This is a genomic window from Enterococcus sp. DIV0755b, assembly GCF_051713765.1.
Lineage (GTDB): Bacteria > Bacillota > Bacilli > Lactobacillales > Enterococcaceae > Enterococcus_C > Enterococcus_C canintestini.
The window spans coordinates 128,473-144,829 of sequence record NZ_JBIOQN010000001.1 but is presented as its reverse complement, the minus strand read 5'-3'; the positions used below and the strand labels follow the sequence as shown (position 1 = coordinate 144,829).

Here is a 16,357-nt window from a genome sequence, read left to right as displayed (position 1 = left end):
TTGGCAATTATTTTAGCATCACAATCACCTAGACGAAAAGAGTTGTTATCTCGCTTGGTGGCTGACTTTAAAGTGGAGCCAGCAGATATTGACGAAACGGTAAAAGAAACAGATCGACCAGAAGAATATGTTGTTCATATGGCAAAAGAAAAAGCAAAGGTTGTAGCTGAAAAGCATCCTAAAGATTTGGTCATTGCCAGTGACACGATTGTGGTTAATCACGGTCAAATTCTGGGCAAACCAACATCTCGAAAAGACGCTTTTGTGATGCTAAAAGATATGAGTGGCGGCATGCATCATGTTTACACAGCAGTGGTGATGCGTAAAGGTCACCAAATTTTACAAGAATTAGTACCAGCAAAAGTACTGTTTTTTGAGCTTAGTGATGCAGAAATCAATCGCTATTTGGATACTGGTGAATATGCCGATAAAGCTGGTGCCTATGGGATTCAAGGTCAGGCTAGTCTGTTTGTAAAAAAAGTTGATGGGGATTATTACAGCATTGTTGGTTTTCCTGTCGGTGTTGTCAATCAAATGTTAAAAAGAATTATCTAAAAATCTGCGCAGCAATTAATGTATCTAAATTCAGTCTAAAACTGTTTTGATGCAACATTAAGGGCTGCGTATTTATAAGCATAAAATTTTTGCTTTTAATTAGATGAGCGTACTATTTTCTTAAGAGGTGATTACGATGGATAAAGAAGAATTGAAAAAGAAATTAACACCAGAAGAGTATGCTGTAACCCAAGAAAATGCCACTGAACGTCCTTTTACCGGAAAATATGACGACTTTTATGAAAAAGGCATTTATGTGGATGTCGTTAGCGGGGAACCTTTATTTGCTTCGACTGATAAATATGACGCTGGTTGTGGTTGGCCTGCTTTTTCAAAACCAATTGAAAAACGAGTAGTCAAAGAAAAAGCTGATTTTTCTCATGGTATGCATCGGGTAGAAGTTCGCAGTAAAGATGCCGATTCCCATTTAGGTCATGTTTTTAGCGATGGACCAAAAGATGCAGGAGGCTTGCGGTATTGCATTAATTCTGCTGCGCTAAAATTTATTCCAAAAGCAGAAATGGAAGCTGCGGGGTATGGGGAGTATTTACCCCTTGTGAAATAGTCAGCTTTTGTCTGGTGCCAAACTATGCTACAATAAGGGGAACGTATGTACAGGAAGGACAAAAAAATGTACGAGTATTTAATCGGTAAAATTACAGGCGTTACCCCCGCATATATTGTTTTAGAAAATCATGGAATTGGGTATCAAATCGCAGTAGGAAATCCATATCGCTTTAAAGAACAAGAAGAGGTTAAAGTATATGTGCAACAAGTTATTCGCGAAGATGCTCACGTTTTATATGGTTTCAAACAATTAGCAGAAAAACAACTTTTTTTACGCTTGATTAGTGTTTCTGGTATCGGACCAAAATCGGCTTTGGCTATTATGGCCGGCGAAGAGCATACGGGTATGATTAATGCGATTGAATCAGGCGATGTTACTTATTTAACAAAATTTCCCGGTGTGGGAAAAAAGACCGCCCAGCAAATGATCTTAGATTTAAAAGGCAAATTAGGCGATCTTTACGATCCGCAATTGAATTTGGAGCTCTTACCACAAGCAAATGGCAAAGTAGCATTAACAGAAGCAATGGAGGCGTTAACTGCTTTGGGTTATAGTGCAAAAGAAGTCAAAAAAGTTGAGAAAACTTTGGCAAATGAAGAAATGCAAACAACAGATGAGTATTTACGTGCAGCCTTAAAACTTGTGATGAAAAAATAGAAAGGAGGGGAGATTGTGACAGAAGAACGACTTGTCTCACCTGAAAAAGAAACGACCGAACAACTCATTGAAAAGTCATTACGGCCCCAGTTTTTATCCCAATATATCGGTCAAGATAAAGTGAAACATGAACTATCTATTTATATCGCTGCGGCTAAAAGTCGTGAAGAGTCTTTAGACCACGTCTTACTTTACGGACCACCTGGATTAGGGAAAACGACTATGGCAATGGTTATTGCCAATGAGATGAATGTCAATATTCGAACGACAAGTGGTCCAGCTATTGAAAAACCAGGCGATCTGGTGGCGATTTTAAATGAACTAGAAGCTGGCGATGTTTTATTTATTGATGAAATTCATCGTCTACCCCGAGTGGCTGAAGAAATGTTGTATTCGGCCATGGAAGATTTTTATGTGGATATTATGGTTGGACAAGGACCGACAGCACATCCTGTTCACTTTCCTTTACCTCCTTTTACCTTAGTAGGGGCGACAACGCGGGCGGGTATGCTTTCTGCACCTTTACGAGATCGTTTTGGTATTATCAGCCATTTGGAATATTATCAAGAAGCTGATTTAAAAGAGATTGTTTTGCGTTCAGCCGATATTTTTGCTACAGATATTGTTGCAACTGGTGCCCATGAAATCGCCCGGCGCTCACGGGGAACACCCCGAATTGCCAACCGCCTTTTAAAACGCGTGCGAGATTTTGCCCAAGTGGAAGCGGATGGTATAATTGATGATAAAATCGCCGCGCGCGCTTTACAGTTATTGCAAGTTGATGAAGCTGGACTTGATTATGTCGATCAAAAATTAATTAAAACGATGATTGAATTATATGGTGGTGGACCAGTAGGCTTGAGTACCCTAGCGGTTAATATTGGTGAAGAAACCGAAACAGTGGAAGATATGTATGAACCTTTTTTAATTCAAAAAGGATTTTTGAAACGTACTCCTCGTGGGCGAATTGCGACTGGCTTAGCCTATGAACATTTTGGTTATCCTTATGAGTAATGGAGTGTATTAGGATGGCAGTTAACCAAACAAAATTAAAGATTGCAACAGCGTTAATTGAGTTAGTAGCAAAAACGGATTACAGTAAAATTAGTGTGCAAATGATTGCAAAAAAAGCGGGAATTAACCGGCAAACTTTTTACTATCATTTTTCGGATAAAGATGAATTGCTACGTTTTATTTATTACACAGAAGCATTAAATTTTCTAACTAGTGATGAATTATCACTGGCAAATTGGGAAGAACAAGTACTCCAAATGTTGCGGGCAATCTATCAGCGTCGCGAGTTTTATCGCAAAACAGTAGCGGACCGCAAAGAAATTTTAATTCGCGAATTTTCTAAAATTGTTGGGCGTCTTTTCCGCAAATTATTTGAAGACTTTGATACGGAAAATTATTTATCAGAATCAGATAAAGATTTTTATGGGCACTTTTTTACCTATGGCTGTAGTGGAGTGTTGTTGGCTTGGATTGAAGATGATTACCCCGTCGCTCCTTTAGAAGTGGCGACGCAAATGTTTCGTTTGGCAAAAGACGTTGAGCTTTATTCTTATCGTTTATATCAACAAGAGGAGCAATAGTGGACATGGTGAGTAGTGTTTTATTTGTTTGTTTAGGTAATATTTGTCGTTCGCCAATGGCAGAAGGCTTGTTTGGACAATTTGCACTTGAAAATGGCTATAAAATTCATGTGGATTCTGCTGCTACTAGTCGTTTTGAAGTGGGAAATCCACCACATCCGGGTACAAAAAAGATCTTGAAAAAAGCGGGTGTCGATTTTTCAGCGATGGTTTCCCGACAATTGCAACAAGAAGATTTTTATCGCTTTGACTATATCGTGGGAATGGATAAAGAAAATGTTCACGACATTTTGGCGATTGCACCTCATGATAAGACCGCTAAAGTTGCCACGTATTTATCAGTAGTTGAGGGGAAAGAAGGGGACTCTATTCCAGATCCTTATTACACAGGTGATTTTGATGAAACCAAACAATTGATTGAATCGGGATTAGCACCGTGGCTAGCGGTTTTGACTACTATGTGAACAATCAGAAAAACTTGTCTTTTTACAGAAATTTGATAAAATATGCTTACTTATGAGAAGGGGTGGCGGCAATGAAAGAAAAAATGAATGTTAAAAAATTCGGCAATTTCGTGGCCAATACCTCGAATGCCTTATTAAAGGGATTTTTAAGCGATAGTATGGACAAAGAGCTGCAACAAAAGATTTCAGTTGAAATGGCTGAAACGTTGGTTTTGGCGGCTGAAAAAGAAAGTTTGGTAGTTTTACAATTAGATGTAACCCCAAATAGCGTCAAGTATGAAACTGTTTATGGCTGGATTTTAAATAGACAATTAAATCCCAATCATTTGATGATACAACCGCAAAATAAAGAACAGCCATTGCGGATGATTCCGTTAGAGTTGATCCGCAAAGTGAGTATTTTAGATAAATCAGGACAACGAACGAGTATTACCCGACAACCATAAAAGATTTTGCTGCGCAGCCAAAAAGCTTGCGCAGTTTTTTTATCTGTAAATAAAAAAGGGCCCGTCGCTAGGGAGGCGACGGGCAAGGAGTTAAAAATGAAAAAGTGTTAGTTAGGGTTGTTTGTTGGTACACTTATATAGTACAAATCATTTATGAATATTTTGTGAATCAAAGAAGCAAAAGTTAGGAAATATCCTTAAAAAAGTATTAAGCCTTAAAAGCAAAACAAACGTGTTCAACTCTTTAGCATTAAAACAGAATTTTTTGAAATTCCAGTTTATTGCCGTAGAGAGCTAGTTCATGAGCTAGATATCCAATAAAATTGAAATAACTCAGGTCAAGCTTGCAAGCAATAATGAAAAAAGACTTCTCAACTGATAGGTATATATCAGCTAAGCAGTCTTTTTTATTGCTAAGATTTAGAGACTTAAATTATAAGTACTAAATGTATCACCGTGTTTTAAATCACCATATTGGTAGCCACGCTTAAACCAGTCCACACGCTGCTCAGAAGTACCGTGTGTGAAGCTGTCAGGAACAACATATCCTTGTGCTTCTTGTTGTAAGGTATCATCACCAATTTGATTAGCCGCTTGGATAGCTTCATCGATATCGCCGACTTCTAAAATTGGTTGGCCTTGATAAGTTTTATTGGCTAAATAACGGGTAAAGCAGCCCGCAAAATAATCGGCTTGTAACTCTAAGGCCACGCTATAGCAATTATACTGTTTTTCCGAAAGGCGGCTACGTAAGCGTTCCATCTTATCTGAAGTGCCCAATTCATATTGAACGTGGTGACCTACTTCATGGGCAATAACATAAGCCATAGCAAAATCTCCTGTTGCGCCAAAACGTTGGGATAATTCTTCTTGAAAACTTAAATCCAAATAAACTTTTTGATCGCCCGGACAATAAAAAGGTCCCACAGCAGAGGAGGCTTGACCACATGCTGAACGCACGCTACCACTATATAAAACCAAAGTCGGATTTTCATAGCTTTGTTGGTATTGGGCATATTCAGGTTGCTTAAATTCAGCGTTCCAATAATCTTCCAAGTGCCCAAAAACAACACTGGCAAATTCTTTTTGCTCATCAGTTCCAGTTGGTTGTTGGGTGGTAGTTGGACTATTTTCACTGCCTAAAAGCGAACCTAAGTCGATATTCCCCCCGGAAAAGAAGAGAGAAAATAAAACGATAAGTAGCAGCCCGATTCCACCACCGCCGATTACGCCACCGGATAATCCACCAGAACTACTACGGCGATCTTCAACATTTTTACTTTGTCGGTCACCTTTCCACCGCATGAGATACCCTCCTTAACTGCGATTACTTATTTTTTTCATTAAAAATTTTGCGCAAATGTTTATATAAGACGATATATTGTTCGTCATCATGGTCCAATTCCCATAAAAAGACATTTAAATTCGGTGTTTGATTTTTTAATACTAAAGATGAACTAATAACCAAATCGTACTGTTCTTGTCTTTGACTGTTGTAAGTTTCCGCATTGACAAATTTTAAATCTGACATAAATTGATAAATATTTTTTACGATTAAATAGTTATGTTCAATCGCAACCCCCACCTCAACTTTTTTTGCATACGTCATGGTGTCATAAAGCGGTATTAAGACTTGAGTATAACCATTGACTAAGCTATTGATAGTTGCATTATTGATGAAAGCAGCATAAGGCTCTTGATTACTTTTATCGATAAAGAAGGCGCGAATTTTTCCTTCCATTTCGCGAATAGGTGATTCAAAAACTTGTTTTGGTCCTAATAAACGTTGAATGGTAGGCATGCGATGTTTAATGACATAATAACCAAACGTAATGTTCAATAAATTCCCTAAAACAAGGGGTTGATCTAAGACAGAAGGGTTGTTGGTAAATAACTCTTCTTTAGCAAATTGTAAAAATTCTTTGACTAAATTATCAACAGGATTTGCTTCTTTACCAAAGTCGTGAATAACTTGTGTTAAGGTTGGATCATCTTCTAAGGTATAAAACGGAATAAAGTGTGCCAAAAAGAAAATATAACTGGATTCAGCTTTATTTTGACGGGCAGTTAACTGATTATCAACTAAAGGATTTAAACGAGTGAAATCATAATAGTCATTGTTTTTCATTAAGCAATCATAGGCTTTATCGTATTTAACAAAAATACCTTTTTGAATGCGTAATAAGAAAATAGCCGCAAAATATTTTAATTCTAAATTGCCTAAATAGGTACGAGAAAGAGGAAAGTATTCGCCAAAAGCTGCTACTACTTGTTCGACTTTTTCTTCTGACACATTAAATGGCCAAGTAATTCCTCTAGTTCCCAACCAAATCAGATTAAACAATGCGAGGCGAGCGAGTCTTTCGTCTCCTACTAAACCAGCTTCTGTATATGTAAAACGTAAATTAAAAGTCTTCAAGAAATTTTTTAACTTCTCGATTTTTCGCGATACAGTTGATCGACTGGAGAAGTAGCGGTTGCAAAATTCTTCTATTGTTGGGTTCTCTTCGTTAATAAAATACATAATAAATTGAAAAGGCACAGAATTTTGCAATAAGTAGTAACGATATTCATCGATGGTGGCAGTTAATTTCAGACAGTTGATTTTTCCCGCCCCAATTAAAAAACTTTCGTGTTCGGGGTGAATCTGACTAATATCTTTATCAATTTCCGTCAAATCAATAACGGTTTGTTGGTAATTGAGACTCATTTCTTGTGCTAGTTCAGCAATAGCGTAATTTGGGCGTCCAATAAACATCATTTTGCGGAACAATTCAAATTTTAATAAGGTTGATGTATCCATCATCAGCTCTTCATATACCATAAATATCCCTCCATATTTTGACTCCTTTTTTTCATTGTATCGTTTTTTTGTCAGACTGTCAGTTATAAGCACACAAAAACGCCTGCTACTTAAAAGCCGCAGGCGTTTTACAGGTTGGAAATTAAAATGAGAATCGCATAAAAATTTTGCTTAATTTTCGGCAGGTACTTTTTTTAAAATTGTCCAAATTATTCCCACGATAAAGCCAAGAAGTGCTGGCACAATCCAGCCCATTCCTAATTGGAAAAAAGGAAGATAATCTTGCGCAAAATGTAGTAGGCTTTGAACTGGTGCTAAATTTCTTAAAAAAGCAGGAGCGGCATTTAGACCATCTAATATCGCTGCAAACAAGGTAAAGTAAGTGGTTAAGCGATAAACACTCGCCCGTTGTTTAAATAAAGGGCCAACCAAAGCAAGTAAGATTAAGGTAATTGCTAGAGGATAGGTAAACATTAAAACAGGTGTTGAGAATTCAATAATTTTAGTTAACCCAATGTTGGCAAATAAACAAGCCAGTAAGCTTGAGCCGGTCACAAAGGTAGTATATTTTTGTTGTGGAAACAACTCAACAAATGTTTCAGAAAAAGCAGTAATTAGGCCAATTGCTGTTTTTAAGCAGGCAATAATAACGATAAACGCAAGTAAAATGCTCCCGCCTGTCCCAAGATAGTGCTTAGCAATTTCCGCTAAAGCGATCCCGCCATTTTCAGAAATCGCAAATTTACCAAGACTCATCGTCCCCATTAAAGATAAAAGCGTATAGATAATTCCCATCAATAAAATACTGATGAAACCCGATTTAACTGTATCCATGGCGATGGTGCTGGGCTTTTTAACTCCCATATCTTTTAAAGTGGTGACAATAATAATGCCAAATGCCAATGAAGCTAATGCATCTAATGTATTATAGCCCTCTGTAAAGCCGGTTAAAAATGCGTGATTGGTATAATCGGCTTGAATCGGCGTATCGGTGATGTTACCAATTGGATTTAAAAATGCTAATAAAATTAAAATACCTAGTAAAACTAAAAATAAAGGATTTAAAAATTTTCCCACATAATTAAGTAATTTAGTCGGTTTACGGGATAGCGCCCAAGCGCAGATAAAAAAGAGAATACTAAAAACTGCTAGTGCCAAAGTAATCTGGCTTTTGGCTAAAAAAGGTGCCAAACCAATTTCAAAAGAAGTTGTCGCTAATCTAGGTAAAGCAAAGAAAGGCCCAATAACCAAGTAAAGTAAGATGGTAAAAATTTTGGCATACGTTTTATTTACCCGACAAGCTAAATCATATAAACCACTGCTGCGGGAGATGCCAATCGCTAAGACTCCTAAAAAAGGTAATCCAATTCCTGTTACAAGAAAACCTAAGTTAGCGCTAAAAACATTGGCGCCTGCTAATTGGCCCATGTGAACGGGGAAAATAAGATTCCCGGCACCAAAGAATAAGCCAAATAACATAGAACCGACAAATAAATAATCTTTAAATTGCAACTTTTTTTCCATTTTTCACCTCGAAAGTTATGAATTTTATTAATTATTGCATGCGTTACTTCTAACTGTCTTTGATTGCCTCTTTCTATATTGTAAAAAAGAAAAAGGGCAATTTTTTGACGTGATAATTGTTTCAAAAATAACAGAATTGACGTCTATTTTCAAGAGTTTTCTGAAAGTTTAGCGATATAATACATTGAATTGTATTGTTGACTAATAAATATCGTTTAGTTCAGAGGTATGCTAAAATAAATCGAGGTGAAAAAAGTGACAAAAGGACGTTTAACGGCTTTTACAGATGGCGTAGTGGCCATTGTCATTACGATTTTAGTATTAGAAATACGTTTTCCAGCAGCGCCGACTTTAGCATCCCTTTTAGCAATGCGGGATGTTTTAACCGCTTATACGATTAGTTTCATTTTTGTAGCGGTGATTTGGGTAACGCATCACAGGGTAATGAAGATGACTGAAAAAGTAGATGATCGTGTCATTTGGGCCAATATTTTTTGGTTGTTTTGGTTAACATTATGTCCTGCTGTAACCCAATGGGTAGGGAGTAATCCTGGCATGTTTTGGCCGGCTTTGGCATATGTAGTAGTTTATACGATGTGGAGTTTTTCATTTGGTATTTTAACCAAACAAATCTTAAAAGCCAATGATGACAATACCCGTGGCACCCAGTTATTACGTCACGATTGCCGTAGTGGTTTATCGATGGTGATTAATTTATTACTTATCGCAGCTGTCTTTTGGCATCCTACTATTGGTTTGTTTGGCCGCTTTATCGTTTCGGCCATTTGGGTGCCTTCTTATGAAAGTGCAGCGAAAATTCAAAATTACATTTTAAGAAAATAAAGGAAAAAGCGTTCAGCCATTAGTATTCAAAACAGGCGAACGCTTTTTTTGGTCGTGAAATTTATTTTCTTTCGAATTTGAAATAATAAATTACCCTTAAAATGATAAACCATACCGGAGTTACAAGTGCAGCAATCCGAGTTTCTTTTGATAGGAGTAAAACCAAAGCTACAAAAATTAAAAAGGCAAAGATTAAGATATTGCTATAGGGATAAAAAGGCATTTTAAAAGCATGGCTTTTTTTCCCTAGGATACTTTTCCGATATTTCATGTGGGTGTAGACTAGAATAGCCCAAATAAATAAAAAGCAAGTAGTTGCAACACTTGTAACAATGGTGAAGACTTGACTAGGCATGAAATAGTTTAAGATAACGGCAATAAAAATCACTAAAGCCGAAAAGAAAATTGCATTGCCGGGAACTTGGTGTTTAGTCAATTTTTCAAAAGGTTTTGGAGCACTTCCTTCTTGAGCCAAAGAACGTAACATGCGTCCGGTACTGTAAATTGCACTATTACAGGCAGAAGCTGCTGCAGATAAGACAACGACATTAATAACAGTCGCCGCGGCAGTTATACCGATATCTGAGAAAACCTCTACAAAGGGGCTTTCACTAGCACTTAAACTATTCCAAGGGTAAATAGCCATAATGACAAATAAAGCTCCTAAGTAAAACAAAATGATACGAATTGGAATATTGTTAATAGCTTCTGGTAAAACTTTTTTGGGATTTTTTGTTTCGCCAGCCACTAGTCCAACCAATTCAATCCCCGCAAAAGCAAAGGTCACCATCTGAAAAGAGAGTATAAAGCCAGACATTCCTTTTGGAAAAAAGCCACCGTGTTGCCAAACATTACTAACTTTTACTACACCTGCTGTTGTTTGGTAATGGGTGACAATCATGTAGGCGCCCACCACAATCAAAGCGATAATGGCTACGACCTTAATTAAAGCAAACCAAAACTCAAGCTCACCAAACAAGGAAACGGCAATCATATTTAAGGCTACTAATAAAACTAAAGCGATTAATTCGGGTAGCCACTGTGGAATTTGGGGAAACCAGTAGCGCACATAAAGACCGGTTGCGGTTAAGTCAGCCATTGCAATCGAAATCCAGCAAAACCAATAAGTCCAACCAGTTAAAAAGGCCCATTTTTTCCCTAGATATTCTGCAACAAAATCTAAAAAAGAATGTTTATCCGTATTGGATAAAAGTAATTCACCTAAGGAGCGCATGATTAAAAAGCAAATACACCCAGTGATTAGATAAGCAAATAAAATAGCCGGGCCAGCTAATTGAATCGATTTACCCGCTCCTAAAAATAAACCAGTGCCAATCGCGCCTCCAATTGAAATTAACTGGACGTGGCGATTTTTTAAACTACGACTTAATTCTTGCGATTCCATTAAATTTTCATCCTTTGTAGTAGGGAAGATTCCCTCTGAATTTTTTACTTGAAAAGTGCTGGCTTAATTTTAGGATAATTTTCAGAAAATTTCAATGTTAGATTATTATTGCTTTTTTTGACAAAAAAATACCAACACCTAAAAGTGGGCTTGGCCCTAAGACTTTTAGACGTTGGTTATTCTACTTATGCTTCTTTATCTAAAACACGGTGTAAGAATTTTTTCGTGCGTTCTTCTTTTGGATTACCAAAAATATCTTCTGGTGAGCCTTGTTCAGCAATGACACCTTTATCCATAAAGATGACACGATTCGAAACATCACGGGCAAAATCCATTTCGTGAGTTACCACTACCATTGTTAAACCGGTGTGGGCGAGTGCTTTCATTGTTTTTAAAACTTCCCCGACCATTTCTGGATCAAGGGCTGAGGTAGGTTCATCAAAAAGCATCACGTCAGGGTCCATGGATAGTGCGCGGGCGATTGCGACCCGTTGCTTTTGCCCCCCAGATAATTGGGCTGGTTTTGCTTCAATATAACGATCCATACCAACTTTTTCCAGATTTTCTAAGGCGATTTTTTTAGCTTCTGTGCGATTGCGTTTTAAAACAGTCGTCTGTCCGGTAACACAATTTTCTAAAACGTTCATATTGTTAAATAAATTGAAAGATTGAAAAACCATACCAAGGTGTGTTCGGTATTTTGTCAGACTATAGCCTGGGGATAATACATTTTCCCCTTTGTAGTAAATTTCACCACTTGTAGGTTTTTCCAATAAGTTAATACAACGTAATAAAGTTGATTTACCAGAACCTGATGAACCGATAATGGAAACGACTTCCCCTCTAGTTACAGAAAAGTCAATATCTTTTAAAACTTCATTTTCGCCAAAGCTTTTTTTCAAATGCTGAATGTCAATAATTTTTTCTGCCATGTTTATTTCCTCCTAAGCCTATCCCTATTCTTCTTCTGCTTCTAATTCAGCCTCGTCAGCTTTGATGTATGATTGTGGACCGTCAATTCGTTTTTCAACTAAACGTAAAATTCTTGAGATAGTGTAGGTCATAATCAAGTACATAATACCGACGATAGTAAAGACTGGGAAGAACTTATAGTTCGTTCCAGCAGCAGAGGTCCCTTGGAAGAACAAATCTGCAACAGAGATAACACTCAATACTGCTGTATCTTTAATATTGATGACAAATTCGTTACCAGTAGCAGGTAAAATATTCCGAATCACTTGTGGTAAAACAACTTTGGTCATTGTTTGCCCATGGGTCATCCCGATTGCTTGTGCAGCTTCAAATTGCCCCGGATCAACGGCAAAAATCCCACCACGAACGATTTCAGACATATATGCCCCAGTATTAAATGAAACGATGATAAAGGCAGCTAGAGTACGATTCAAATCAATTTGGAATACTTGAGCTAAACCATAATAAATGACCATTGCTTGTACCATCATTGGTGTGCCGCGGAAAATTTCGATATAAACAGACAGTAACCAATTAAAGAATTTTTGGAAAACGAATAATACTTTATTTTCTGCGACTGGTAGTGAGCGGATAACACCAATTAGTAACCCTAGACTGGTACCTAAAATCGTACTAACGATTGCAATTAAAAGTGTCAAACCTGCCCCGCGTAAAAAGAGACCGCCATATTGATTCCAAATGGTTTTAATATCATGTAAAAAGCCTGATTTTTCTTCACTGCTATCACTAGCAGCAGGTTGTTCTTTAATTGCTGCATCCATCAATTTGGTACGTTCTTCTTCAGAAATACCAGCTAAAATTTGATTCACTTTTGCAACGTCTGGATCACCTTTACGCATACCAACTGCAACTTGAACATCTTCAGGATTGGTTTTAAAGCCTTTATCTTTAGCGAATTCTACCATAGCATAATTTTTATCAACAGATGTTGCTGTGACACCTTCTGGCCGTTCAGAAACATAGCCGTCAATGACCCCAGAAGAAAGTGCTGCGCGCATCGCTGAAAAGTCTTTTTGTGCTTGTTCTTTTTGAACACCTGGAATTTGATCAATTACAGTATAGTGAAATGTATTTAATTGGGCGGTAAGTTTGGCCCCTTTAAAGTCAGATAAGTCTTTAGCTTTAGCGTATTTACTATCTTTTCTCGTTACGATAACTAAGTGAGATTCATAATAAGGGTTTGTAAAATCGATTTCTTTTTTGCGTTCAGCTGTTGGCGACATCCCAGCGATAACTGCATCGATTTTACCAGATTGTAAAGCAACTGGAAGGCCATCCCAAGAAGTTTTAACAATCTCTAGTTTTTTGCCTAAGCCAGCGGCAACTTTTTTGGCGATTTGAACATCATAACCACCAGCCCAAGCTGAATTTTCGCCTTGAATAGGGACAGCACCATGGGCATCTGTTGTTTGAGTCCAGTTAAATGGGGCATAACCCGCTTCCATCCCCACGCGCAGTGTATCTGTAGGTGTCTGGCTGTCAGCGGCTGCTGGTGTCGCGGCAAAGGCGACGGTGAAAAAGCTTAAAATAATAGTCAGTAGTGCGGTAACGGAAATTTTTTTATTCATGTTCTGCTCCTTAAAAAGTATTTGACCATACCAACGTAATTTAAGTGAAACACTTAAAACACGAGAGAGATGAATGGAGTTGCCGCCAGCGAAAAAAATAAAAAAACAGCCGAAATCAGTTCGTATGAAAAGAAATCGGCTGTTGACAAAGAGCAAAATTCGTCGACAAACCTCTCACAAAACATAGCGCAACTTAGCTAAAAGCTAAGACAGTCCGCCAGGTATTTCCCGTGCGTCCCAACAAATCCGTGAGCAAACACGTGATTTATTTCGGCAACATTCCCTAGGCCTGCGTCTTAATATTTGCTTACTCAACAGGATTAATGAATGATGCGACCTCTACCTCGGTGACGGAGGTATCTCGTATTCAGTTGATAGTACACAAGAATTTTACGTCAAATTGCATAGGGTGTCAAACTTTTTTACATGAAAATGAAAGAATATACATTACTTTTTATAAGATGAAAGTTCTTTAATTAAAGCTGTAATTCCCTGTTTAATCGTGATTTATAGCCTGAAATAAACGAAAATATCAGTTCTTTGTTAGTTTTTAGTTATACTTTTTTTAGTTTTGTTTCAGCAAAGGTTCATGAAAATATATGTATACATTATGCGGACTATACAAAAATACCACTTAACAAAATAGGGGTTGTGACAAAAGCAGTTTCTGTCACAATCTCGTTCATTAAGTGGTATTCATGCAATAAATTATGCGATACTTTCTTTTGGTTCACGGCCTAAAATAGCTTGGATAACAGTTAAGACAAGTAATACGCCGATAATAATATAAATCAAGCTTGAGTATTGGGTAATACCCCAACCCCAGGTGCGATAAATAGCCAAGACGATTGCTTGTACGATAGCAGCAAGGACGTTAAAGAAAGCAAATGCCCATAAATTGCCGTTTTCTTTGCGGGCCAAATAAAAAATAGAAAAGAAAATGCTTAACGCAGCCCATGCGACACAGACTAAGATTACGCCCCAATAAATAATAAATGGTACCAATGGTTTCACCTCGCTTTTACCAAAACGCAACTTCTTTGTTACGTTTTTCCCAATGTATTGTATCACGTTTACATGGCGCTGTCATGAGTTGAAATCATTTTCATTTATCCTGCCCATTTTGGTTAAAGGAAAAGAACTGATTTTAGTTAAATGAAGAAAGCAAAAGTGAAACTAGAGACAATGATTGACGATTCTATTAGTTTACGCTACTTTTAAAAAAGAAAAGTGAGTAGGGAGTGAAGATAGATGTGGTTTGCGTCGGCATTAATTACAATTTTAGCCTGGGGGACGGCTGATCTTTTTTATAAGAAAGGTAATGATTCTAATGACCGTCATAGCGCCATGAAGACCACGATTATGGTGGGATTAGTCATGGGACTGCACGTTTTATTTTACTATGTTATTTACGAAGGCATTCGTTATGACTGGCACAATTTAATTTTATATTTACCTGTTTCAGCAATGTATATTTTGTCTATGGCAATTGGTTATTTTGGCCTGCGTTATATTGAAGTTTCGATTTCTTCTCCCATTAGTAACTCCTCTGGGGCAGTGACAGCAGTTTTAGGTTTTTTAATTATGGGAAATAATGTCAATGGCCTACAACTTGTCGCAATTCTAATGATTTTAATTGGTATTTTATTGTTATCAATCTTTGAAAAAGAACAAGATGATGCCCAGTTAAAAGCGGAAGGGGTAACCATTGATAAAAAATACCGCTTTGGAGCTATCGCCATCTTATTTCCAATTTTATATATGATTATTGACGGGATGGGTACTTTTCTTGATAGTTATTATTTAGAATACCGCAAATTAATGCCAGAAGATCAAGCCAATATGAGTTATGAACTAACTTTTTTAATTGTAGCGCTAGTATTATGGGCATATTTAGAGTGGTGGAAAAAAGAGCCTGTATTTGTCTTTTTGGAAAAAGATAAAGGGTTAGCAGCGATTTTTGAAACGTTAGGTCAGTTCTTTTACGTTGGTGCAGTTTCCACTAAAGAAGCCATTATCGTCGCGCCTTTAATTTCAGCTTATGCGATTGTTTCTGTTATTTTGGGTCGAATCTTCTTAAAAGAAAAGTTAAAAGCCAAACACTATCTGGTAATAGCGGCGATTATGATTGGTATTATGATTTTAGGTTTTTATGATGCGTAAAAGTCGGTTTTTTGACCGGCTTTTTTTTTGACAATATTTCAGGTGTATACTAATAGACGAGGTGTTGAAGATGACAGTAATAAATGAAGCGCTAGAAAAAATCCAAGCAGCAAAAAAGATCACATTTTTAACCGGTGCCGGTGTTTCGACACCATCGCAAATTCCGGATTATCGATCTTTAAAAGGTGTTTATGCTGGGATTGAGCAACCTGAGTATTTATTAAGCGTTGACTGTTTAAATCATGAGCCACAAAAGTTTTACCAATTTGTTAAATTACTATATCATCCAAGTGCTCGTCCTAATGTGATTCATGAAAAAATCGCAGCACTGGAAAAGACAAAATCAGTTTGGGTGGTATCGCAAAATATTGATGGGTTACACAATCAAGCTGGCAGTAAAAATGTGGTAAATTTTCACGGTAATTTATACGATGTGTACTGTCGCAAGTGTGGGCAAAATGTTTCATGGCAAGATTATTTAGTGTGTGATACCCATCAGGATTGTGGTGGTCAGTTGCGACCAAACATCGTTTTATATGGTGAAGGATTTACAGATGCTACGATTACTTTGGCGATTAACGCTGTAGAACAAGCGGATTTAATCGTGATTGCCGGTACGAGTTTTCAAGTTGCGCCTTTTAATCAGTTACTTTACTATCATAAACCACAAGCTGAGGTATTGGCAGTTAATCAGACGGCTCTTGCTATTCAGGAACCGTTTACCATGGTACAATGTGCGGCAGAAGAATTATTTGATGCCATCAAAATTTAGG

At 37.3% G+C, this 16,357-nt stretch carries 17 protein-coding genes and 1 riboswitch; of the genes, 10 read left to right on the top strand and 7 right to left on the bottom strand.

Going from position 1 to position 16,357, the window contains the following annotated elements:
• The 7 genes from IGI65_RS00790 to IGI65_RS00760 all read left to right on the top strand — a co-directional run bounded on the left by IGI65_RS00790 (nucleotide 1) and on the right by IGI65_RS00760 (nucleotide 4,285).
• On the top strand, nucleotides 1–555 hold the full coding sequence (locus IGI65_RS00790) for a Maf family protein (protein ID WP_438772941.1): 555 nt from the start codon (nucleotides 1–3) through the stop codon (nucleotides 553–555).
• Between the two features lie 136 nt (nucleotides 556–691).
• Entirely contained in the window at nucleotides 692–1,120 is a 429-nt protein-coding gene (msrB, locus tag IGI65_RS00785) for a peptide-methionine (R)-S-oxide reductase MsrB (RefSeq protein ID WP_438772940.1), read from the top strand.
• 66 nt (nucleotides 1,121–1,186) lie between these two features.
• On the top strand, nucleotides 1,187–1,780 hold the full coding sequence (ruvA, locus tag IGI65_RS00780; protein WP_071864299.1) for a Holliday junction branch migration protein RuvA: 594 nt from the start codon (nucleotides 1,187–1,189) through the stop codon (nucleotides 1,778–1,780).
• Nucleotides 1,781–1,795: 15 nt separating this feature from the next.
• The gene (gene ruvB / locus IGI65_RS00775) at nucleotides 1,796–2,794 is read left to right on the top strand and encodes a Holliday junction branch migration DNA helicase RuvB (RefSeq protein ID WP_071864300.1); all 999 of its coding nucleotides are present in this window, start codon (nucleotides 1,796–1,798) and stop codon (nucleotides 2,792–2,794) included.
• Between the two features lie 14 nt (nucleotides 2,795–2,808).
• Entirely contained in the window at nucleotides 2,809–3,375 is a 567-nt protein-coding gene (locus tag IGI65_RS00770; RefSeq protein ID WP_071864301.1) for a TetR/AcrR family transcriptional regulator, read from the top strand.
• Nucleotides 3,376–3,383: 8 nt separating this feature from the next.
• On the top strand, nucleotides 3,384–3,839 hold the full coding sequence (locus IGI65_RS00765) for a low molecular weight protein-tyrosine-phosphatase (protein ID WP_438774397.1): 456 nt from the start codon (nucleotides 3,384–3,386) through the stop codon (nucleotides 3,837–3,839).
• Nucleotides 3,840–3,910: 71 nt separating this feature from the next.
• Nucleotides 3,911–4,285, top strand: a complete 375-nt coding sequence (locus tag IGI65_RS00760) for a hypothetical protein (RefSeq protein WP_438772939.1) — start codon at nucleotides 3,911–3,913, stop codon at nucleotides 4,283–4,285.
• Between the two features lie 420 nt (nucleotides 4,286–4,705).
• On the opposite strand, the gene ypfJ is transcribed toward IGI65_RS00760, so the two are convergent.
• From ypfJ to brnQ, 3 genes are all read right to left on the bottom strand, one after another.
• A complete protein-coding gene (ypfJ, locus tag IGI65_RS00755) occupies nucleotides 4,706–5,590 on the bottom strand; it encodes a KPN_02809 family neutral zinc metallopeptidase (RefSeq protein WP_438772938.1) in 885 nt (294 codons plus the stop codon).
• A gap of 22 nt (nucleotides 5,591–5,612) precedes the next feature.
• A complete protein-coding gene (locus tag IGI65_RS00750; protein WP_438772937.1) occupies nucleotides 5,613–7,109 on the bottom strand; it encodes a helix-turn-helix domain-containing protein in 1,497 nt (498 codons plus the stop codon).
• 150 nt (nucleotides 7,110–7,259) lie between these two features.
• Nucleotides 7,260–8,612, bottom strand: coding sequence for a branched-chain amino acid transport system II carrier protein (brnQ, locus tag IGI65_RS00745; protein WP_095006545.1), 1,353 nt, complete (start codon nucleotides 8,610–8,612; stop codon nucleotides 7,260–7,262).
• A 255-nt stretch (nucleotides 8,613–8,867) separates the two neighbouring features.
• On the opposite strand from brnQ, the gene IGI65_RS00740 reads away from it, so the two are divergent.
• Entirely contained in the window at nucleotides 8,868–9,455 is a 588-nt protein-coding gene (locus IGI65_RS00740) for a TMEM175 family protein (protein WP_071864306.1), read from the top strand.
• 61 nt (nucleotides 9,456–9,516) lie between these two features.
• Here the strand turns inward: IGI65_RS00740 and IGI65_RS00735 are convergent, their stop codons facing one another.
• The 4 genes from IGI65_RS00735 to IGI65_RS00720 form a co-directional block, all read right to left on the bottom strand.
• Entirely contained in the window at nucleotides 9,517–10,860 is a 1,344-nt protein-coding gene (locus IGI65_RS00735; RefSeq protein WP_438772936.1) for an amino acid permease, read from the bottom strand.
• A 185-nt stretch (nucleotides 10,861–11,045) separates the two neighbouring features.
• On the bottom strand, nucleotides 11,046–11,792 hold the full coding sequence (locus IGI65_RS00730) for an amino acid ABC transporter ATP-binding protein (protein ID WP_412258746.1): 747 nt from the start codon (nucleotides 11,790–11,792) through the stop codon (nucleotides 11,046–11,048).
• A gap of 24 nt (nucleotides 11,793–11,816) precedes the next feature.
• Nucleotides 11,817–13,421 (bottom strand): ABC transporter permease subunit, encoded by a 1,605-nt coding sequence (locus IGI65_RS00725; RefSeq protein WP_438772935.1) that lies wholly within the window; start codon nucleotides 13,419–13,421, stop codon nucleotides 11,817–11,819.
• A gap of 176 nt (nucleotides 13,422–13,597) precedes the next feature.
• Nucleotides 13,598–13,771: riboswitch (Lysine riboswitch) on the bottom strand.
• 358 nt (nucleotides 13,772–14,129) lie between these two features.
• Nucleotides 14,130–14,426, bottom strand: a complete 297-nt coding sequence (locus IGI65_RS00720; RefSeq protein WP_071864310.1) for a hypothetical protein — start codon at nucleotides 14,424–14,426, stop codon at nucleotides 14,130–14,132.
• 246 nt (nucleotides 14,427–14,672) lie between these two features.
• Here IGI65_RS00720 and IGI65_RS00715 point away from each other — a divergent pair, with 246 nt between their 5' ends.
• Together IGI65_RS00715 and IGI65_RS00710 are read left to right on the top strand one after the other, a co-directional pair.
• Complete coding sequence (locus tag IGI65_RS00715; RefSeq protein WP_438772934.1) at nucleotides 14,673–15,584, top strand: EamA family transporter; 912 nt, start codon at nucleotides 14,673–14,675, stop codon at nucleotides 15,582–15,584.
• 70 nt (nucleotides 15,585–15,654) lie between these two features.
• A complete protein-coding gene (locus tag IGI65_RS00710; RefSeq protein WP_438772933.1) occupies nucleotides 15,655–16,356 on the top strand; it encodes an NAD-dependent protein deacylase in 702 nt (233 codons plus the stop codon).
• Nucleotide 16,357: the final 1 nt, after the last annotated feature.